Source organism: Mesorhizobium sp. ESP7-2, from assembly GCF_020164715.1.
Classification (GTDB): domain Bacteria; phylum Pseudomonadota; class Alphaproteobacteria; order Rhizobiales; family Rhizobiaceae; genus Mesorhizobium.
The window spans coordinates 220,769-240,799 of sequence record NZ_JAIUGQ010000001.1; the positions used below are offsets into that span (position 1 = coordinate 220,769).

A 20,031-nucleotide genomic window follows, 5' to 3' on the forward strand; every position below is an offset into this window, starting at 1 on the left:
GGCATTGTTTTGCGACGCATTAACCGTTACGTGTCAGGAAATGGTGCAGTGCACAATATTGGTATTGGGCACAATAGAAAGTTGGCGGAGTAGCTGAAGTGTCACTTCTGCAGATCTATTGGAGAGCGCTGGGGTATCTGGCTGCCGACAAGAAGCGCGTCGCGTTGATCTGTGCGGCCAACGTCGCGCTTGCAGCCATAGCCATCCTCGAGCCGATCCTTTTAGGCCGGGTGATCGGCGCTATTTCTGAAAAAGGTCCGGTGTTTTCGACGCTCGCGGTCTGGGCAGCTCTCGGTCTCTTCAATGTCATAGCCTTCGTGCTGGTGGCGCGTGGCGCCGACCGCTTTGCCCATGCCCGTCGTTCGGAGGTATTGTGCCAGTCCTTCGAGCGCGTAATCACCATGCCGCTCGCTTGGCATCACCAGCGCGGCACGTCCAATTCGCTGCACACGCTGCTGCGCGCCGTCGAAACCCTTTTCAGCTTGTGGCTCGAATTCATGCGCGTGCATCTTTCGACGGCCATTGCGCTGGTGCTGCTGGTGCCGACCGCGCTTGCGATGGACGTTCGCATGTCCGTCGTGTTGCTTGGCCTCGGCGTGCTTTACGTTGGCATCGGCCGTATCGTCATGCGCCGCACCAAGTCAGGGCAGACCGCCGTCGAGCGTCACTACCATACCGTGTTTGCCCATGTGACCGATAGCGTCAGCAATGTCGCCGTGCTGCAGAGCTACAACCGCATCGGCCATGAAACCGCGGCGTTGAAGCGCTACGTCAAGGGCCTGCTCGACGCGCAGAATCCTGTGCTCGACTGGTGGGCGATCGCCAATGCGCTGAACCGCCTGTCGTCGACCATCTCGATGATGATCGTGCTGTCGATCGGCGCTTATCTCGTCACCCGTGGCCAGCTCCGCGTCGGCGACGTCGTCGCCTTCACCGGCTTTGCCGGAATGCTGATCGCCCGTCTCGACCAGATGTCGGCCTTCACCACTCAGATTTCCGAGGCGCGCGCCAAGCTCGAGGACTTCTACCGCCTTGAGGACTCGGCCGCCGACACCGCCGAGCCGGACGGCCTGCGCGACCTTGCCAACGTCACCGGTCATGTCCGTTTCGAGGATGTCAGCTTCGAGTTCCCCAATTCGGGGCAGGGTGTCAGCGATGTATCCTTCGAGGTCCAGGCTGGCCAGACCGTCGCCATCGTCGGGCCGACGGGTGCGGGCAAGACCACGCTCATCAATTTGCTGCAGCGCGTCTTTTCGCCGTCCAGCGGCCGTATCCTGATCGACGGCATCGACACCCGCACCGTGACCCGCAAGTCGCTGCGCCATTCGATCGCCACCGTGTTCCAGGATGCCGGGCTTCTCAACCGCTCGATCGAGGACAACATCCGCGTCGGCCGTGCCGACGCGACCAACGACGAGATCCATGCCGCCGCCGCCGCGGCCGCGGCGCAGGATTTCATCCTGGCCAAGAGCAATGGCTACGACACGGTGGTCGGCGAACGTGGCGGCCAGTTGTCGGGAGGCGAGCGCCAGCGCATCGCCATTGCCCGTGCCGTGCTGAAGGATGCTCCGATCCTGGTGCTCGACGAGGCGACCAGCGCGCTCGACGTCGAGACCGAGGATCGCGTCAAGGAAGCGATCGACGAATTGCGCCGCGACCGCACCACCTTCATCATCGCCCATCGCCTGACCACCGTCCGCGACGCCGATCTGGTCGTGTTCATGGACAAGGGCAAGGTGGTCGAGATGGGTGGCTTCGCCGAGCTGTCGCTGCGCAACGGCCGTTTCGCCAGCCTGCTGCGCGCCGGCGGCCTGCTCAACGACGAGGAGGTCCGCCGCCTCAGCCGCTCGGTGCAGGGCGAGGCAGCCTGAGCAGTTTTTTCCTTCTCCCACAGGGGGCCCACAGGGGGAAGGAAGACGCCTCTACGCCTGCGACACCGCCGCTCGATTGCCCCAAACGCGTCGGCGGTCTATGTAAAGTCGCATGAGTGACACCACCTCACGCCTGAGCGGCTGGACCGATCTCGCCAATCCGACGCGGTTCGTCGGGCTGGCCGACAGGCTTGTGCCGTGGCTGGCGGTGCTCGCCGCGCTCGTCCTCGCGGTCGGCCTCTATATGAGCTTCACCGCGCCCGAGGATTTCCAGCAAGGTATCACGGTGCGCATCATGTACATCCATGTGCCTTTCGCCTGGCTCGCCATGATGTGCTACACGCTGATGGCGCTCTCTGCCCTCGGTACGCTGGTCTGGCGCCATCCGCTGGCCGATGTCGCGCTCAAATCAGCCGCCCCCATCGGTGCGGTCTTCACCGCTCTGGCGCTGATCACCGGTTCGATCTGGGGCAAGCCGATGTGGGGCACCTGGTGGGTCTGGGATGCAAGGCTGACCTCGGTCTTCGTGCTGTTCCTGATGTATCTCGGCATCATCGCGCTGACCCGTGCGCTGGACGATGCCAGCCGCGCCGCCTGGGCCGCCGCCATCATCACGCTGGTCGGCTTCATCAACATTCCGATCATCAAATTCTCGGTCGACTGGTGGAACACACTGCACCAACCGGCTTCCGTGTTCAGGCTCGGCGGCCCGACCATCGATCCCAGCCTGCTCTGGCCGCTGCTGGTTATGGCCGTCGGCTTTACCGTGCTGTTCTTTACGCTGCATCTGATGGCGATGCGCACCGAAATCCGGCGCCGGCGAGTTATTGCCATGCGCAGGGTGGCGGCACGGCAGGCCGAGAGGCCGGTCTAAAAATTCACCCCATCAGTCCGCGCGCTGCCACCGGCAGCGTTTCCAGCACCGTCTCACCATCGATCAGATTGACCTCGTTGAACAGGTTGGTAACGACGCAGCAATGGTCAGGCACGACACGCACGCGCTCGCCGATGCTTACCTTGCCATCGCCGGAAAGCGTGACCGTGCCGTGCTCCTCGCTCAGGCCCGTCACCAGCGCTCCCGGCACGCCCATCAGCTCGCCAAAATCCTTTAGCCCCAGCGTATCGCTGGACAGCGCCTTGCTGCCGGCATCGAGAATGGCGCGCGTCGCTGTCGGATGGCTGACCACCGTTGCCAGAACCGTAAGCGCGCAATCGTCGAGACCGCCGACGCCTTTGGCGACCTGGTAGCGGTCGAGATAGATATAGGTGCCAGGCCGGTATTCGGTGACGACGGAGGCATCGGTGGAACGCCACATGTCAGGCGTGCCGCCGCTGGAGATGCGCTCGCAGGCGAGCCCTGAAGCGGCCAGCGCCTGTTTGGCGTCGGCAAGCCAGGCCTCGGCCTCCACTGCCCGGCCGGCGGCCGGATAGGTCATCAGCCCGCCAAACGTAAGCCCGCCTGCCTTGTCGATCACTCTCGCCAGCGCAACCGCTTCATCGGCCGTCTGCACGCCGCAGCGCCCCATGCCGGTGTCGCATTCGACCAATACCGATAGCGGGCGCCCGGCATCGGTGAAGGTGGCGGCGAGCCCTTCCAGCGTCTGCGCGCTGTCGGCCGTCACCGACAGCGTCACGCGACCATGCAGCGTCTTCAGCCGTTCGAGCTTGGCGCGGCCAAGGATGTTGTAGGGGAGAAAGATATCCGTCAGCCCGGCGTCGGCCATCACCTCGGCCTCGCCGATCTTCTGACAAGTGATGCCCACCGCCCCCGCCGCCATCTGCTTCTTCGCCCAGTAAGGCAGCTTGTGCGTCTTGATGTGCGGCCTGAGCTTCAGCCCGTTCTTGTCGGCATGGGCCTGCGCGCGGGCGATGTTGGCCTCGGCGCGTGCGGCATCGATGAGGATCGACGGCGTATCGAGATCATGGATGGTCGGCATTGGCTATATCCTGTGCAATTCGCGCGGGTTATGAGCCCGAAAGCGCGTGATGTCACGCGGCCACAGGGCCGGATCGCTGGGCCATGGGCGGGAACGCGCAAGGCTCGAACAGGCAGAATGGATCGACACCGCTCCGGCGTTCGGCTATGCGATTTGTCGGAAAAGTCGACACGAAGGGTCATCATCATGAAACGCTCCGCCATCAACGACATCATCCGCGAAGCCGACGCTTTCATCCGCTCGTTCGGCTACATCATGCCACCCTTCGCCTACTGGTCGCCGGAAGAGATGAAGGCGCGCCAGGTCGATTCCTCGGCCATCTTCACCTCGCGGCTCGGCTGGGACATCACCGACTACGGCCAGGGCAAGTTCGACGATCTCGGCCTGTTCCTGTTCACCGTTCGCAACGGCCGCTACGAGGACATGAAGAAGGGCATGGGCATGCTCTATGCCGAAAAGATCATGATCTCGCGCAAGGACCAGATGTCGCCGATGCACCGTCACAACATCAAGGCCGAGGACATCATCAATCGCGGTGGCGGCAAGCTGGTGCTTGAACTGTTCATGCATGATCGCGACGGCGGTATCGACCCCAAGGCCGAGGTGTCGGTGCCCGTCGACGGAACCATCCATCGGCTGCCGGCTGGCGGGCTGCTGAAGCTAGATCCCGGCCAGAGCGTCACGCTTTTGCCCGGCGTCTGGCACGCCTTCTGGGCCGAGGGCAAGGATGTCCTGATCGGCGAGGTGTCGACCGTCAATGACGATCGCACCGACAATGTCTTCCGCGAGCCGATCGGCCGTTTCGCGGATATCGAGGAAGATACGCCGCCATTGCACCTGCTCGTGGCCGACTACGACAAATGGCTGGGCTGAGGACATTCGCCCCATAGCGCCGCTTCGCCCCTGATTTGTGGGGCCACTAACCAGTCCGAGGAGTAAGCCTTGAAATCAGTTCTAGTTGCCATTGCCGCCTTGGCGACCCTCAGCTTGCCCGCCCAGGCGGCCGGCTTCGATAACATTGTCCTTTCCGCGACGAAGGACGGGGAAACGTCTCAGAGCAATTTCCCTGTCGACACACCGGTGATTTATGTGTCGGCCGATTTGGTGGATATCGCGCCCACATCGAAAATCACATTCTCCTGGGTTTCGGTCGATTCCCACGGTGCGGCACCGGATAACTATACTATCGACAAGGTCGACCTCGACGTCGGAGCGAACAACGAGGCTGATTCACAACTCACCAAACCCACGGCGGGATGGCCGACGGGCACCTATCGTGTTGAGTTGGCCATCGACGGAACGGTTGCGGACTCGGTGCCCTTCAGCATTCCATGAATGGTAATTGGCTGCCCGGGGAGGGCGGCCGACGCCCTGTTAGCCGCTTTCGGACGGCGCTTCTTTTTGCCAGCCGGCTAGCTCCGGCAGGTCGTCAAGCCAACTTTTCTCGGTCATCAAGGTATCGCTGGCCTGCGGTGCGGCCTCCGTGGCGTTTTGGATCAGCCAGTCCACCCACTTCCGATAGGCAACCGGGTCCAGTTGGGGCGGCAGCACCTTGGCCTTGAACAGCATCCTCTTGCGGAAACTGGTTTGCCTGCGCAGTTTGGTCGTCGTGAATTTGATTGGCTTGCCTTGGTACTCAATCATCCACCGGTCGCCCCCATGGCTGACAAGCCTGTCGACGGCGAAACCGGCATCGACCGGCCTATCCCGCCAAGGGAGCTTGACGGCGTTCTTTCTCAGATCGATGGCCCATCGCCTGTAATTGGCCCCGGTACGCTGAGGCGGCAGCACGCCGGCCTGTTCGAGCATCTTCCTTCGGAACGTAGGCTGCTTCTTGAGCTGGCCGGTCGTCAGCTCGATTCGATGTCCACGAAATTCGACGTGCCATCGAACCCTCCCGTTGCCGACATACTTCACCAACCTGTCGATGAAGAACTCGCCATCGGCAAGAATCACGCAGCCTTGGCTGATGCTTTCGCGGATGAACTCGGTGTCAGTGACCATCAGGCGACCTTGTGCAGGAAATTCTCACAGAGCTTAGCCAGTGGAACGCGCCCGCGGCCATCAAATAATACCGAGGGTCGGAGTGACTGGTGCTATGGAATCTGGCTGGGGAACCTGGATTCGAATCAAGACTAATTCAGCCGAATCAGAGTTCACGATGGGATCACTTCACCGACAAGGGACCTTAAACGCCCCGGAACTTAACGAATTGACGAGCCTGTTCGAGGCAGGCAGGGCCTCGAATTGAGCCCGGTCGAAACGAACTCCGCAATAGTCAGGCAACCACTTCAAGATTTTTTCTATGGCACCGTCTGTCACATGAGCATTCGCATTCATGCCCGGCAGCGTTCATACAGGCCGGTGCGCACTTTCTTGCTCTCAATACGCCATCTCAAAGGATTCGCCCGCGGCGATTTTCTCTAACAGCCGGGTTAGGGCGCGGGGACCGTCGTGATCTGCAATCCACCGGCTCGCCCGGCAGGCAGCTTTCGCGTACAGGCCGGCCGATGCGGCGCTTTCAATCCAGGCGCTCCTCGTCGTCGGCAGCGCGCCATCCGGTTCAACCAGGCAACGATCGGGCGATGATATTGGCTTCAGGTAGCGGTCGTCATCCGAAACGACGACCGCAACGCCCTCATCAAACCATTGCGGCACATCACGACGGAAAGTCTTGATCAGCCCGATCCGGGTATGAAGTTCGATGTGCGACATCTCGTGTGATGCAATGGTGACGGTTACGCCTTTGGGCGAGAGAAATAGCGCGAGATTGAGGATGGCCATGCCGCGCGATTTGCCTCCGCCGATCTTGCGGTAACAATGGTCCTCCCCGCAGATGAAGATCTCGGGATTACTTTCTATCGCCCCGTAGAACCGGCGAAGCCGTTCGCGCGCCATGGCGATTGTCTTAAGCGCTGCTGTCTGTTGCTGGGGAGTCATACTATCCTCGACATAGACCTGACCCGAGTCTTTTTTGAACCCCAGGCAGCTCGGGCACGCCATGGCGGCTGCCATCGGATATGCGGCCGCGAGGCCAGCGGCTGTCGTCGCAATCAGAAGGATTGCGAGTACGATTGCTTTCATCAGTCTCGACACCATGCTCCTTCCAGTCCCGCGCGGGTATGAGCTTCTTCACTGGCTTTCGGTTGGCGAGCGATCACGAGGAGCATCGTTCGGTTGTTGAAGGACCGTTTTCAGCTGAGCAAGCCGCAGTCCGCCGTGGGACGTGACAAATTATTGAGCGACATGTCGATGAAACGCCGGCGAACACGTTTCGAGGCCTTTGACTTGCAATGAAGTTGAGACCGCATGTGAAAGCGGAGAGCGCTAGGATCCGGCCGCATCGCCGACGTCGGACGAAACTGCGTCCAACTGAGAACGCGCGAGCAGATAGAATGCGGTGAGATGTGAGATCATCTGCAACGGCATGTAGATAATCAGGAACGCGTACATGCCGCCGAGTTCGCCTGCAACTGCAGGAAGATTGACTTGGACCGCGTGGTAGGAATCGAGGGCAATGTCCGCCACCCCTACAAGGTTGAAGGCGAGCACGAGCAGCCAGAACAGCGGACGTATCCTGATCGCGAGCAGCGCCAGCATGGCCAGCACTCCGGTCGCCAAGTTGCCATAGGCGGCGAACGTGGCGAAGCCTGCAGGCAGACTGGAGCCGACGACGCCGGGAAGGAGAAAGGCAAGCCCGATGACGCGGAAACTGTGCACGACCGCAATAGCTCGTTGAACATCGAAGTGATCCATCGCGTTGAGCCTTGGCCAGATGTACGCGCCAAAGAAAAGCAGCCACGGGACATACCCTAGGACGAGATGGGTTAGGAACACGGTTTGCGACGACATGTGAGCTCCTACAAACTAGTTTCGTTCGTCAATCCGCCGCGCCTCGAACGTCGCGTTCGGTGGCCGAGCCGCCTTGCTCGGGCTAAAGGGTCCGAAGGAAGTCGATCATTGCGGTGCTCACCTGCGGCGCACGTTCTTGCTGGGTCCAATGACCGCAGCCCGGCAGCATGACTGCCGGCCGGAGCTTGGGAACCATTGCCGACTGTTTGGCGATAATCGGTTGAAATAGCTCCACGATCATGTCGTGTTCGCCCGCAATGTAGAGCGCCGGGACAGTCACCACCGCCTGGCTGAACGCGGCCATGAGTTCCCAACTGTGATCGATGTTGCGCCACCAGTTCAGAGGGCCGCGAAATCCGCTGCGCGTGAATTCCTCGACATAGATATCGATGTCGGCCTCACTGACCCAGGAAGGCAACGACACCGGATTGGTCAGGAAATCTCCGTTCCGGGGCACCATTCCTGCGGCAAATCCTCCGGCGCCTGCCGGCGGCGGGCTGTCGCCCGAGAGGGAGTAGAACATGGATCGGAACGTGCGACGCAGGTCGCCTCCGAGCGCCGCCTCAGCCTCCGGGGTCTGGAAATAGAGTTGATAGAACACGGCGTCCTTGGTGCGCGGCATCAGCGTCGTCGGCGGCCCTGAGTCGCCGAACCCTCGCGAGCGGAACGGCGGGCTGAGCGCGACAACAGCCCGGAAGCGATCGGGACGCAGAAGCGCTGTTTGCCATGCTATCGCAGCACCGATGTCGTGGCCGGCGATCACGGCTTGTCTGGCGTCCAGAGCGTCGACGAGGCCCACCAGGTCGCCGATGTTATGGAGAATCGTATATTTCTCCACGTCCTCCGGGCGGTCGCTCCGCCCATAGCCGCGCAAGTCGGGTGCTACCGCACGGAAGCCTGCCTTCGCCAGCGCGCCAAGCTGGTGCCGCCAGGAATACCAGCATTCGGGAAAGCCGTGACAAAGTATGATGAGGGGACCTTCACCCTGCTCGGCCACGTGCAAGCGGATGCCGTTCGTCTCGATCATGCGATGGGTAATCTCGGGCTTCGTCGGGTCCACCCACGACGTCGGCTCTGGGCCGGCTACGGCGAGTTGAGCGGCGGCGAGTGGTTCGGCGAAAGCAGCACTGACAGTAAGGGCGCCTGCCGCCCAGAGGATATCGCGTCGGGAAAATGTTGCGTCCGGCATTGTATGTCTCCTGAGCGTCCGCAGATGGAGTCTCGACGGTGCCACAGGCTCCCGAATTGCGGTACGAGTCCAGATTTGCACGCTAGAAGTACTCCCGCTCGCAGCGAACGACTATTGGCGATAACGTCAATGCGCTGTGAAGTAGAACTTCACAATCGTCGCGCCACCGCCGAGCCTGCCGTTGGGGCGAAGCGGCGTTCGGACACCACCTCTGCGTCTAATTTTGGACCCCGGTCGGGATGGGTGCGCGAACGGGAAGATCTCCAGAGGCTGGAAACCCCGAAGGCAGCAAAAGCTTTGGAAGGATGTTGGCTGGGGAACCTGGATTCGAACCAGGACTAACGGAGTCAGAGCTTTTTGAGCCCACTTTTGCCGGATTCGACATTAATCGCAGAATTACGATATTTCAATATGTTAGTGCGGATTCTGGACTCAGCGCAAGAGATAAATTCTTGACGACCGCGGCAAATTTCCCGAAATAGATTGGTATAAACTTGGTATGAAATCCGGCCACAGTGTGCTATCCGCGCCCATACCAACCACGGTGCGGAGAGGATTCTGTCTATGCCGACAAGGCGCGTCGAACTGATCAAGGACCACCTGGCGGAAGCGAAAGAGGCGGCGGAAGCGAGGACATACACTTCGCGCGATCCGCTGATCTTCGCGCATGTCGGAGAGAAGGGCCTACAGCTCCGGGTGCAGGATTCAACTGCCTCGTGGGTGCTCAAGTTCAACGGCTCGTCCAAGAGCCTCGGGAAACTGTCCCAGGTTACGACGATCAAGGCGGCGGTGGAGCGCGCCCAGCATGTGCGGGCGATCATGAAGCGAGGCGAGAAGCCCGACGAGTACCTGAAAAGCCTGAACGTCTCGAAGGACCACGATAAGGCGACCGCCGACGCGGAAAGCCGGAAGGCGCGGGCAGACGGGGCATGGACCTGGAAGCAGCTGGCGGAGGCATATCGGGAGAACTATCTGTCCCAGCCGAGGACGACGAAACAGGGAATCAAGCCGCCCTCGGCGAAGTCAGTGCAGGATTTCATCCGTTATACGTCGACGCCGCACCATGCGAAGCACCTGGATGATCTCCTGGTGCGCGACATGACCCCGGAACTTGTCGAGAAAATCCGGAACCTGACGCGGGGGACGAACGGCCCGAACGCCGGGCGGAAGGTCGTCCAGTGGATCAGCGCCGCGCTGTCGTGGGGGCAAGAGGAGCACAAGCTGCACACTGGCCTCGGGACAGGGTTCGCGTGGTGGAAAGGCGTGTCTCCGGGATACACCCCGCCGACGCGCGGGAGGTATCTCGATCTCGAACAGATTGCCAGCGTCCTCTACATCGCGGAGAAGCATCGAGACCGACCGGACCGGCTGCAAGCAAAGCCGACAACGGAGGCGGCGCTAGCCGCCCTGTGGTGGATCGTCCTGACGGCCCAGCGGACCACGGCCAGCATGTCCCTGCTGGCCTCCCGTGTCGTTGACGACAAGGACGCGCGGGGCTGGAAGATCGCGGCATTTCCGGCCGAGGACATGAAGTCAAAGCGCTATCATGCGCTGCCGCTGCCGCCGCGCGTTGTGCTCCTGCTGGAGCGGGCGCGGATCGGCGTCGATCGGAATTCGAAATGGGCCTTCCCGTCGAAGAAGGTCCGCCGACCGGGCAGCGATGAGATCGAAGATCTGCACATCCATGATACGACCGTGAATCTGATGATCCGGAGGCTTCGGGGAAAGGATACGGTCGGGAAGAAACGGGAGTCCGTCGATCTGCTGGAAGGCATCCCGCATTTCTCCCCGCATGACCTCCGGCGCAGCCTCACGACGATCCTGACGGACCTGAAAGTGCGCGGAGACGCGGCTTCCGCCGTGCTGGACCACTCATCCGGAACGCCGGGGGAGGTCGAATTTCAGGAGGCGGACATCACACGGCTGGCCTACAACCGCAGCCAACGGATCGAGCTAAAGCGGGAGGCGATGGAAGCGTGGACTACGGCGGTGTTCGATGCGGTGGAAAAGGAATGGGCAAAGCATAGGCCCTTTCCCTTCAAGGCCCTCCGGCAGGTGCTGCCGCTTGGCCGTGTTTTGGATGTCGGTCATGGCGATGGCATTCCCCAAAAGGCCAGCAGCCAAACGCCGCTGTGGTATCAAAAGATGGAATCGAAAGAAGCAATGAAAAAATCGGAACCGCGTCCCCGGCTGTCCGAACTCCGGAAATCGAGCGACGAATGACGGCCTCGAAGTCATAGCTCCTTATACTGGGAATACCCGCTACGCTTTCGACCCCAATCGGAAGCTCATTCGCACCCGGCCGAATTCATGTCCATAGCGAGAAGCGGAGCTCGGAGTGTTGCAGAACTTTCCTCGTGCAATGTTGCAAAAGTATTTCGCCTTTACAGCATCAGAACACCTCGCCTATGACTGGTCCCGAAACTTTGGGGGGGCACCATGGCTGCATACGAAATATCTATCCAAAACTGCAACAGCATCGACCTCGCGGAGATCCGTATCGAAAAAGGCAGCCTCAACATCAAGTATGGACCGAACGGCATAGGCAAGAGCACAGTAGCCAGAGCGATCGTAAGTCAGGCTCGCGGCGATGGCACGCTTGATGCCCTTATTCCGTTCAAGAATCGAGGCAAGGCTGGTGCGAAAAGCCCGCAAGTTGATGGCATCGACGAAGTAAAATCAGCGCTCGTGTTTGATGAAGAGTATGTGAACCAGTTCGCGTTCCAGCAAGACGAAGTTGTAAAGAATAGCTTCAATATATTTGTTAAAACACCTGAGTATGTCGCTACAATGGCGGAAATAGAGGATCTTTTTACGGGCATTAAAAAAGCCTTCGCAGACAGCGTCGAGATCGAGCAGACCACGAAGGACCTAAAGGAGCTGCGTGAGGCTTTCGGCAACTCCAAAACAGGTGCCATTCCAAAAAACAGCAAGATTCACAAAGCCTTTGGCACAGGCAATAAAATCGAAAACGTGCCAGAATCCCTAAAGTCGTTCGAGTCGTTCATCAAGAGCCCGGAGCCGTCAAAGTGGATTGCTTGGCAGATCAAGGGGAATGAATTCCTTAAGCTCGGCGAAGCCTGCCCCTACTGTTCAACAGGGCTGCCGGAAGGGCCGCAAAAGGAAACCGCGCTCGCTGTAGCAAAAGAGTATGATGCAACCGCCATTGGCCACCTTAATGTTCTGAAGGCAATCATAGGGAGGCTGGGGAAGTATTTCAGCGAAAAGTGTCGTGAAAATCTGGAAAAAGTAACCACGGCAAAGATCGAGCTTACCGCTCAAGAGCAGGGCTTTCTAAGTGGCCTTAAGACTGACACCGATGCGCTCATCGAAAAGCTGGAAGGTCTTCGCACAATCTCCTTCTTCACCTTGCGGGACGTGGGCGAAATTGGCGAGAAGATTGGACAACTGAAGATCGATCTTGCGATGATGGACAAGCTCGACTCCCGCGAAACGCGAAAGGTAACGGATCCGATTAACGCCCAACTGGAAGAACTTATTGAAAAGGTCGGAGTGCTTAAGGGCAGTGTCAACAAGCACAAGGCGCGGATCGAGAAGGCGATCAAGGAAAATCAAACGAGCATCAATAGCTTTTTGAAATCGGCCGGATACAAGTACTCGGTGGTGATCATTCCTGAGCCGGATTCGTACAAGATGAAACTCATTCACAATGACCTGAATGAGCATGTGGAATCTGCGGCAAAGCACCTCAGCTATGGTGAGAAGAATGCCTTTGCCCTAGTTCTCTTCATGTACCAGGTCCTTAGTGAAAATCCTGATCTCGTCGTTCTTGATGATCCGATCTCCTCTTTTGACAAGAACAAGAAATTCGCGATTCTTCACGAGCTGTTTCAAGGGAAGGGCAGTCTTAGAGGCCGTACAACTATCATGCTGACACATGATATTGAGCCTGCGATTGATGTGATTAAGAGTACAAGCGATGTCTTTAAGGGGTCAAACCCGTCGGCGACATTCCTCTCTTCCAGGGGTGGGAAGGTGAGTGAGGTGCCTATTCGGCGGGACGACATCCAGACCTTTACCAAGATATGCAGGGAGAATATTGCTAAGCTCGCTGATCCGATCGTGAAGGCTATCTACCTGCGCCGACATTACGAGATTTCCGACGATGTGGGTCTGGAATACAATCTGTTGGCAAGCCTATTTAAGAAGAGGGCTATGCCGACAATAAAGACGATCAGTGAGAATCGCGACATGAGTGCTGATGAAAAGTCGAAGGCACAAGAGAGTATCCGAGCGTATATTGCGGGTTTTGATTACGATGAACTGGTTAAACAACTTAACGATGTTGCACTGATGAAAGCGAAATTTCTTGCCACCGATGTTGGCTATGAGAAGATTCAGCTCTTTCGCATCATCAGAGAGCATGATGATGATGTCATCACGAAGTTCATCAACGAATCTTACCATATCGAGAACGAATATGTGATGCAGTTGAACCCGCACAAGTTTGAAAGCGTCCCTGAGTATGTGATCGAAGAGTGCACGAACCTACTAGCCTAAGCATAGCCAATTCGCCTGCGAGGGGCTCATCGTAGCCCTGTGGATGGATGCGACCATAACTAGGATGTCAGTTACGCTTTTCTCAAACTTCGCATGCCCCTGCCGGGCATCCGAAACTCCTCAGCGAGGCCGGCAGGCATCTGGATTTCTGGGTCACAGGTTTCCTGGATACGGATGCGATGCAGGATTTCGCGGCCGCGTCGGTGCCAGTCGCGCAGTGCTCGGTGTCGGGCGCGGGAGACTTCTTTCAGCAGCCGATTCCAGTCGTGCTGCTCCGACGCGTGAAGCTCGAAAAAGGCTTGCAGGGCGTGATCCTCGGCGATGACGGTTTCAGGGCCAAGCCAACGGCACCATGGCAAGCCGGGGCGGCGGACCTGACGGAAGCGCTTGCCGTCGCAGCGGCCGACGGCTTCAGCTTCGTCGGAGGCAACCCAACAGGCAATGGTGGAATCATAGCGGGAGAATTCCGGGTGCGGTCTGCCATGGGCGCGGGAGGCGACGTATCGGCGAAGCGCATGGGCTTCCCCGTCGCTGTCGGAGGAGTCGCGGCTCAACTCGGCCCCCACTTGGCTTCGTCCTCGGCTGCGACACGAGCGTCATATCGGGCCTGCCGCCAAGCCTCCGATTTTGCGTCGGACTCCGGCCGGATGTCAGGCGCAAGCCCCTCGACGGCCTTGCCGCGCTTCTCGTTCTCGCGCTCGCGCGCAGCGCCGCCGAAAGCACGGAATTGCGGGAGCGCAGCGACGACTTCGGCCTCCGGCTTTCCGACAAGTCGCCCGCGCTGCTCGTCGTCCAGGTGCAGGGTCACGAAGTCGGCTAGTTGTCTGTCGTTGGCATCAAGTCGGGTGAGCGCTGCGGCATCGCCGGCGGCGGCTTCCAAAACGAGTGCCGCGACGGCTCTGTGATTCTTGATGGCGTTGAGCTCGTCGCCTTCGGTTCGGGTGCGTGAACGGTCCGTTTCGAAAGCTCTCCGGACATCTTCGGACGGCTTGTAAAGCTCGCCGGAGTCCTGGTCGTAGACGGTGACACCCTGTCGCTGGGCTTCGGTCCATGCGGCATCCTTGAAAGCGCGATCGCCGAAAACTTCGATCTCGCTGCCCCATTCCGCCGCAGCTTTTTCCACCATCGCCCGCACGGCTGCTTCGGATGCGGCCGGGCCATGGATTCGGAGTTCGTCGCCGAGATCCTGGATTCGACATGCGCCGATCGCCACCCACACGCCGTCCGGTGCCTCCGTCACTTTGGTGTAGCCACGGCTGCGCCAGCGGTCAGCAAGGGAGTCAATGCGGTCGACCGGCAGGCTTGGAATCTCGCCCGGCTTGCGGCGCTGGCGAAGGCCCTTGCGCTGGATCGATTTCAATTCCTGAAGGCGTTCGATCTCATCGGCATCGCCAGCTGCTTCCAAGGCTGCTGCGAGGGCATCAGCATGGCCCTTCTGGCCGAAGACCTTCAGGCGACGCCCTGCGATCTCAACATGCCCGCCGTCGCGGGTCGCGATTTTCACGAGAGCGGGGTTGCTGGCATCTACGAAATGAAGATTCGCGGCCCAGCCAGCCGCGTCCGGGAGGTCCGGGAAGCGCTGCGTGAGAAGCGTCGCCTTGAAGTCCGCCTTGACGCGGGGGCGGATGCCCTTGCGGGCTTGGTGGGTTGGGCTCGTATGCATGATTTCCTCCTCAGTTCTCGTTAGCTCGGTTTCTCTAATTCTTGTCCTCCGCATGCCATCGACAAGGCGGGTCCGACGATCATGCTTGCCGCGCTTTTTCAGGACTGCCACGCGCTCGGCCCCCATCGTCGGCTCGGGCTCGCGGTTCACGAGTCCGCGTTCGGCATTAGACAGATGCGAGGCGCGGCGGGTGCTGCCTGCGCGCTCGAGGAATTCGTTCATGACTGCTGCCCCCCGCTCGCGCTCGGCGGTCAGGGCATCGCCACGCTCGCCGCCGGCACGGCCGCCGGACGTGAAGACAGATTCGATGTCGCGGTTCTTGGTCTTCGCGAAGCCGGAGGCAGTGGACTCGTCCAGCGTGCGCAGCGTGATCATGGCGTGGAAATGCGGCTGGGGCTGGCCGTATACATCGGCCGGGCAGTGGATGCCGATGTCGACGACCGCGCCGGCGGCGACGTAATTCGCGCAGACGGATTCGGCGAAGGCTCGCCACTCGGATTCGGGAATGTCGCGGGGAATGGAAATCTCGACCTCGCGCGCGACCTGGGCATCCTTGCGCCTCTCTCCGGCTTCGACGCGGTTCCACAGTTCGCCGCGATCGCTCGTCCATGCGGGCGCGCCATCGGGGGCAAGAATGAAGGCCTCGCGGGCATCCTTGCGGGTGTAGTCGAACGTCTCGCCGATCCGCTCGTCGGTCAATTTCGACGCGCTGCGGTAGGCTGCCGCCGCGACCGCGCTGCGGCCCTGGCTGCGCTGGAAAACTTTAGCCGTCATGTGAAACAAGGCATCCGTCGGCGGGAGGCTCGTGGGCATCTCAGTCGAGCCAAATCGGTTTCGACTTACGGAGCCAGTAGAGCGCGATCCGACGCAGAAGTTCCTGCGCCTCGTCGTCCTGGTTGTCGGTGCGGCAGGATTTAAGGAATGCCGAGCTCGCGCGTTCGTAGCGAGCCAGCGCGGACGGGCCGAGTCCGGCTTGTGGCAGGCAGTCGTCAAGGTGCGAAGTGGCGAAGGGATCTTCGGACACCGCTTGCATGAGGGTTTCGAAAGCGATGATGTCGGACACCTCGTCGGGCAGATCGCGCCACTCTTCGGCGAGGGGGTCGGCGGCGGAAAAATCGAAATCGGCGTTGTCGTGTTCAGCGGTCATCGCATCGGCCTCCGTGTCGTCCTCGTTTTGCCCGCCAGGGCGTGCTGCGTTCGATAGAACGCATAAGCGCGCCCTTAGCAGGGGGCCGTCTCTGTCGGCTTCCCGTACCCATGTTTGGGTGCGCTCTTGCGCCGTGCAAGGCCTCGACAAATCATTGATGGAGAACGGGATTTCCGTGCGGGGATTTCGTCTAGGTAGGGCTGACGGCCTCAACAAATTTGGCCTTCGGATTTCTCCAAAGGCGGTTTGCGAATCCGCCGGCGGAGACGGCAACGGGAGAAAATTGGATGCTCGATCTTTCGAAAATTCGGGAACGCGAACGGGGTTTGCTTCAGCGCAAGGCAAAGCTGGAATCGGATATCGCCCGGCTACAAACGCAGAAAAAAAACGCCGCGCGGAAGGATGACACGCGACGGAAAATCGTCCTCGGCGGCGCGCTGCTCGCTGCCATCGACGCGGGCGCGATCCCGAACGAAATCGGGCGGAAGCTGGTCGGCAAGTTCGTCGCGGAACGGGACAAGAAAATGTTCGACGGCTCGCCGCTGACGGCCGCTACGACGGGCTCGGAATCGACGGCTCCAGAAGCCCCAGACCGGGATACCAGGGAGTAAGCACCATGGGGCCGATTGATCTGTTCGCTACGCCTTCCGAGCACAATATTTTGTGGGCTTGGCTTAACGCCTTGCTGCCTTCCGACACGTCGTCGCCGTGGGGATTCGCGATGGCCGTTTTCTCGGCCACGCTCATGTATGCGGGCACGCTGCTCGTAACCTGGCACATCTTCGTCGCCATCATTTCCTCGGCCTATTCCGGCAAGGTGCTCGGCGACAGATACCATCAGATCTACGCACCGCTGCGTCTCGTCCTGGGCTTCGGTTTGCTTGTCCCGATCGCCATGAGTTTTTCAACCGCCCACTACCTGCTGCGCGATGTCGTCGGGCGCGCGGCGATCAATCTCGCAGACGCGAATTGGGTTGCGTTCGTGGACTACGCGGCAGGCAAGGTCATCAAAATCGCGCCGCTTTCGTCGGGCGGGTCGAGGCTCGTAATGGACATTCTAGAATCGGAGGTCTGCGCGGCGGCACACAACAACCTCGCAGGACCATGGAGGCTCCAGACGGCACCGATTCCTTCCGTGTCCGGAGATCGGAAGGGCGACACGTCAGGTTTCTGGAATCCCGTGACGACGAATGTCAGGACTGAATGGTACTACGGTCCGGACTGCGGCCGGATCGCGCTGCCCGTGCTGGCCGACAAACCAGGTTTCACGGCCGATAGGGAAGCGGCGGTCAGCAAGATCGTCGAGGCCATGCGCGCGCCCGCGCAACTCGTCGCCGCGCAATTCCGGGTACTGCAGCCGTTGTCTGCCCAGGCTGCGCTGAACGGCCTTCAGGACGGGAGCCTCCCTCGCCTGTCTGGGGAGGTCAGGCTGCTCGGCAAGGAATATGACACGTCGATCGCAGCCGCCACTGCGAAAGAAATGGGACTCGACAAGGACGGGGCGCAGCTACGCCAAAAGCTTGTGGATGCCGCTCGCCAGCAGGGCGTGGCGACGGCCGGCATGTGGTGGATGTACATTGGCCAACGGTCGCAGGAAGTGTCCGCGTTGACAGGAGCCCGGCATGAGCGGACTGGCATCCGGCTCGATGACAGCAGCGGCAGTGACACTATGCTTATCGGGCAGACGCTTACTACGCTCCGGAACCTTATGGCGGCCGAGGAGGCGGAGATTCAGCTTTCGGCGAACGACTTCGCGGCCGGTGGCGACGCGTCTAGCGGCATCCTCGCCCGCATCATCTCGCCAGTCTTCCGCGATCTCGGTGAATGGGCGATGGCGAAAGGCGACCCCGGCGATTCCACGGTCCAAAAGATGCTAAAGAGCGATCCGATCGGCGATCAGATTTCCAGCGGGCATGTATTCATGGGGATCGCGGAAACAGGCATCACGGCGGCCTTCGTTCCGATCGCGCTCGCGAATACCGCTGTTGGCAAAGCAGTCGGCGCGGACGGCGCGGCATGGTGGGCGATGGGGTGGGCTACGCCAATCCTCGGGACGCTCTGGGTTATTGGTGCGGTTCGTGCATACGTGCTGCCGATCCTGCCATTTATTTACGTGTGGGTTTTCATGTCGCTCTGGCTTCTGGCGGTCCTGGAAGCGGCGATTTCTCTCGTCGTCTGGGCCTTCGGCTTCATACGCATGGACGGCGAGGACTTCCTGGCGCAGCAATCGAAAATGGGTGCCATGCTGCTCTTCCAGGTTCTTTTGATGCCGGTCCTCGGCCTGCTCGCTTACGAAGCCGCCTTCGTCCTCCTGCCGCTCATCGTGGGTGGGCTGGAGATCATGTGGGCGACGGCATTTTTCGGTCAGACGGGCGGACACCTTATCGGGCCGAGCGCGCTACTCGTCGGGTACGTCCTCATCACCTTCCTGTCGCTGTACCTGGTGAGCCATATTTTCGGACAGATTTTTCATATCCCCGACCGAGTGATGGCATGGTTTGGAGCACCGTCGCACGGGTTCAGCGACAAGAGCCTTTTCGTGGCAACGGCCGGCGGGCTGGCGGCTACGCTCGGCCGGGGGATGCCGGGGCTGCCTTCGATCCCTCGCCCGAAAGGCGACGGAAAGGACAGCGGCGGCAAGGGCAAGCCGGACGTCGGTGGGGTGACCGCAAAGAAGTCCTGACATGGAAAAGGCCCCGCGAAGGGGCCTTTTCTTTGATGTCCAGCTTGAGCCGGGGCTACATCCCGAGGGCGTAGCGGACACCGACGTAAGCGAGGGCGGCACCGTATCCAGCGAAATTGAGAAGCCCGCAAATGAGAGCAACAGTAGCAAAACCACGCATTCGAGCCTCCTAGACCAGCGTTAAAATCTGCCTTCGTTTTGCCTGTCCGGAACGGCTGCCTGCAAGGGGTGTTGGGGCGGGTGCAGGCCTTGGCCGAACCACGGCCCCTTGCGGGCGAAGGCATCCAGACGGGCATCTTCAGGCAGGATTTTACGCGTCGGCGAGGCAAGAGCCCAGGTTTTTGATCGGATTTCTCGCCTGTGCGGTTTTGGATGTTGTTCGGAGGTTCGTTCCTCGTCGGCGGTTTGCCCCATGCTTCGGCCTAAGTGGCGGTCGGATCACTGCGAAATTGGGGGCACAGGAAATCCTGTCGACAGCATTGTTCCTCGCTGCCGGCGGTCTCAACATGGGGATTCCACAACACGGGGGCCATCATGTTCAAGAGAATTCTACTCGCGACCACGGCCGCGACCGCGCTTTACTTCACCGCGACAACTACGCATGCCGCTGACAGCCAGCGTTTCATTTTTCGTCTTCCCTCTTCCGGGATCCTGGTGGCTGCTGCTGGCGCCCCGGTCCAGCCGGGCGGCGACGGCGATCCGTCTGGAGGTAGCGAGGTCGAAAAGCCTGCTTTCGACGGCCATTTCGATGTCGTCGAGTTTAATTTCCCCGGTGCTGGCGGCTGGCAATTTCAGTGTGAAACAGGAAACTGGCACGTCGCTGCTGATCGCGCCTCGCGACTTGCGCTGCTGACAACATACAATGGCGCTCCAGCTGTGGGCTCCGTCGCACGGAACGGCACTTTCACATTTCAGTCAGACGCGTTCGCGTTCACGGTGCCGAGCCACGGCCCTGCGATCGTCACGCCGGGCGCGAAGCTCGGGACTTGGCTGCCGCCCTGTCACGAGCCTTATCTAGATGTCCATGGTCCGCTCTGGCGAGTGCTGCCGATCGCAACATCCGGCAGGGACTTCGGCAATGCAGGAACGCCGATAGTCACGTCGAAACGGCTTTTTTAGCTTCCGGGGCGACAAGCCCCCGTTGCCCTCCGGAGGGAGAGAGAAGGGG

The 20,031-nt window shown here is 60.3% G+C and carries 17 protein-coding genes; 9 read left to right on the forward strand and 8 right to left on the reverse strand.

Annotated elements, in window-relative coordinates; genetic code table 11:
* The first annotated feature begins 98 nt into the window (after nt 1-98).
* Nucleotides 99-1,871 carry a glucan ABC transporter ATP-binding protein/ permease gene (locus LB543_RS01125; protein WP_140809073.1) on the forward strand — a complete coding sequence of 591 codons (1,773 nt, stop codon included), beginning with the start codon at nt 99-101 and terminating at the stop codon, nt 1,869-1,871.
* Between the two features lie 112 nt (nt 1,872-1,983).
* Nucleotides 1,984-2,745: a heme ABC transporter permease gene (locus LB543_RS01130; RefSeq protein WP_224590380.1), complete on the forward strand. Its 762-nt coding sequence runs from the start codon at nt 1,984-1,986 to the stop codon at nt 2,743-2,745.
* Between the two features lie 4 nt (nt 2,746-2,749).
* On the opposite strand, the gene LB543_RS01135 is transcribed toward LB543_RS01130, so the two are convergent.
* A complete protein-coding gene (locus LB543_RS01135; RefSeq protein WP_224612375.1) occupies nt 2,750-3,808 on the reverse strand; it encodes a D-TA family PLP-dependent enzyme in 1,059 nt (352 codons plus the stop codon).
* Between the two features lie 186 nt (nt 3,809-3,994).
* On the opposite strand from LB543_RS01135, the gene LB543_RS01140 reads away from it, so the two are divergent.
* Both LB543_RS01140 and LB543_RS01145 read left to right on the forward strand, forming a co-directional pair.
* On the forward strand, nt 3,995-4,681 hold the full coding sequence (locus tag LB543_RS01140; RefSeq protein WP_140809077.1) for a D-lyxose/D-mannose family sugar isomerase: 687 nt from the start codon (nt 3,995-3,997) through the stop codon (nt 4,679-4,681).
* A gap of 69 nt (nt 4,682-4,750) precedes the next feature.
* On the forward strand, nt 4,751-5,143 hold the full coding sequence (locus LB543_RS01145; protein ID WP_224612377.1) for a hypothetical protein: 393 nt from the start codon (nt 4,751-4,753) through the stop codon (nt 5,141-5,143).
* A gap of 39 nt (nt 5,144-5,182) precedes the next feature.
* Here the strand turns inward: LB543_RS01145 and LB543_RS01150 are convergent, their stop codons facing one another.
* From LB543_RS01150 to LB543_RS01165, 4 genes are all read right to left on the reverse strand, one after another.
* On the reverse strand, nt 5,183-5,812 hold the full coding sequence (locus tag LB543_RS01150; RefSeq protein WP_224612379.1) for a hypothetical protein: 630 nt from the start codon (nt 5,810-5,812) through the stop codon (nt 5,183-5,185).
* 378 nt (nt 5,813-6,190) lie between these two features.
* Entirely contained in the window at nt 6,191-6,907 is a 717-nt protein-coding gene (locus LB543_RS01155) for a hypothetical protein (protein WP_224612381.1), read from the reverse strand.
* Between the two features lie 228 nt (nt 6,908-7,135).
* A complete protein-coding gene (locus LB543_RS01160) occupies nt 7,136-7,660 on the reverse strand; it encodes a hypothetical protein (protein WP_224612383.1) in 525 nt (174 codons plus the stop codon).
* Between the two features lie 82 nt (nt 7,661-7,742).
* Nucleotides 7,743-8,849, reverse strand: coding sequence for an alpha/beta fold hydrolase (locus tag LB543_RS01165; RefSeq protein WP_224612385.1), 1,107 nt, complete (start codon nt 8,847-8,849; stop codon nt 7,743-7,745).
* A gap of 564 nt (nt 8,850-9,413) precedes the next feature.
* Here LB543_RS01165 and LB543_RS01170 point away from each other — a divergent pair.
* Complete coding sequence (locus LB543_RS01170) at nt 9,414-11,072, forward strand: tyrosine-type recombinase/integrase (RefSeq protein WP_224612394.1); 1,659 nt, start codon at nt 9,414-9,416, stop codon at nt 11,070-11,072.
* A gap of 216 nt (nt 11,073-11,288) precedes the next feature.
* Nucleotides 11,289-13,370, forward strand: coding sequence for an AAA family ATPase (locus LB543_RS01175; RefSeq protein ID WP_224612396.1), 2,082 nt, complete (start codon nt 11,289-11,291; stop codon nt 13,368-13,370).
* A 71-nt stretch (nt 13,371-13,441) separates the two neighbouring features.
* On the opposite strand, the gene LB543_RS01180 is transcribed toward LB543_RS01175, so the two are convergent.
* From LB543_RS01180 to LB543_RS01190, 3 genes are read right to left on the reverse strand one after another with little or no spacing between them, the layout of a single operon-like run.
* Complete coding sequence (locus LB543_RS01180) at nt 13,442-13,924, reverse strand: hypothetical protein (RefSeq protein ID WP_224612398.1); 483 nt, start codon at nt 13,922-13,924, stop codon at nt 13,442-13,444.
* Nucleotides 13,921-15,807, reverse strand: coding sequence for a MobA/MobL family protein (locus tag LB543_RS01185; protein ID WP_224612400.1), 1,887 nt, complete (start codon nt 15,805-15,807; stop codon nt 13,921-13,923). The genes LB543_RS01180 and LB543_RS01185 overlap by 4 nt, the downstream gene beginning before the upstream one ends.
* 40 nt (nt 15,808-15,847) lie before the next feature.
* Nucleotides 15,848-16,180, reverse strand: coding sequence for a hypothetical protein (locus tag LB543_RS01190; protein ID WP_224612402.1), 333 nt, complete (start codon nt 16,178-16,180; stop codon nt 15,848-15,850).
* A 287-nt stretch (nt 16,181-16,467) separates the two neighbouring features.
* Here LB543_RS01190 and LB543_RS01195 point away from each other — a divergent pair, with 287 nt between their 5' ends.
* From LB543_RS01195 to LB543_RS01205, 3 genes are all read left to right on the forward strand, one after another.
* A complete protein-coding gene (locus LB543_RS01195; protein ID WP_224612404.1) occupies nt 16,468-16,791 on the forward strand; it encodes a hypothetical protein in 324 nt (107 codons plus the stop codon).
* Nucleotides 16,792-16,796: 5 nt separating this feature from the next.
* Nucleotides 16,797-18,863, forward strand: a complete 2,067-nt coding sequence (locus LB543_RS01200) for a DotA/TraY family protein (RefSeq protein WP_224612406.1) — start codon at nt 16,797-16,799, stop codon at nt 18,861-18,863.
* Nucleotides 18,864-19,397: 534 nt separating this feature from the next.
* The gene (locus tag LB543_RS01205) at nt 19,398-19,982 is read left to right on the forward strand and encodes a hypothetical protein (RefSeq protein ID WP_224612408.1); all 585 of its coding nucleotides are present in this window, start codon (nt 19,398-19,400) and stop codon (nt 19,980-19,982) included.
* Nucleotides 19,983-20,031 lie beyond the last annotated feature (49 nt).

Excerpts from the sequence above, each read along its gene's own strand:
- LB543_RS01190 (WP_224612402.1), bottom strand. The coding sequence starts at position 16,180 with ATGACCGCTGAACACGACAACGCCGATTTCGATTTTTCCGCCGCCGAC.
- LB543_RS01135 (WP_224612375.1), bottom strand. The coding sequence starts at position 3,808 with ATGCCGACCATCCATGATCTCGATACGCCGTCGATCCTCATCGATGCC.
- LB543_RS01165 (WP_224612385.1), bottom strand. The coding sequence starts at position 8,849 with ATGCCGGACGCAACATTTTCCCGACGCGATATCCTCTGGGCGGCAGGC.
- LB543_RS01130 (WP_224590380.1), top strand. The coding sequence starts at position 1,984 with ATGAGTGACACCACCTCACGCCTGAGCGGCTGGACCGATCTCGCCAAT.
- LB543_RS01170 (WP_224612394.1), top strand. The coding sequence starts at position 9,414 with ATGCCGACAAGGCGCGTCGAACTGATCAAGGACCACCTGGCGGAAGCG.
- LB543_RS01205 (WP_224612408.1), top strand. The coding sequence starts at position 19,398 with ATGTTCAAGAGAATTCTACTCGCGACCACGGCCGCGACCGCGCTTTAC.
- LB543_RS01195 (WP_224612404.1), top strand. The coding sequence starts at position 16,468 with ATGCTCGATCTTTCGAAAATTCGGGAACGCGAACGGGGTTTGCTTCAG.
- LB543_RS01185 (WP_224612400.1), bottom strand. The coding sequence starts at position 15,807 with ATGACGGCTAAAGTTTTCCAGCGCAGCCAGGGCCGCAGCGCGGTCGCG.
- LB543_RS01150 (WP_224612379.1), bottom strand. The coding sequence starts at position 5,812 with ATGGTCACTGACACCGAGTTCATCCGCGAAAGCATCAGCCAAGGCTGC.
- LB543_RS01140 (WP_140809077.1), top strand. The coding sequence starts at position 3,995 with ATGAAACGCTCCGCCATCAACGACATCATCCGCGAAGCCGACGCTTTC.
- LB543_RS01200 (WP_224612406.1), top strand. The coding sequence starts at position 16,797 with ATGGGGCCGATTGATCTGTTCGCTACGCCTTCCGAGCACAATATTTTG.
- LB543_RS01155 (WP_224612381.1), bottom strand. The coding sequence starts at position 6,907 with ATGGTGTCGAGACTGATGAAAGCAATCGTACTCGCAATCCTTCTGATT.
- LB543_RS01160 (WP_224612383.1), bottom strand. The coding sequence starts at position 7,660 with ATGTCGTCGCAAACCGTGTTCCTAACCCATCTCGTCCTAGGGTATGTC.
- LB543_RS01175 (WP_224612396.1), top strand. The coding sequence starts at position 11,289 with ATGGCTGCATACGAAATATCTATCCAAAACTGCAACAGCATCGACCTC.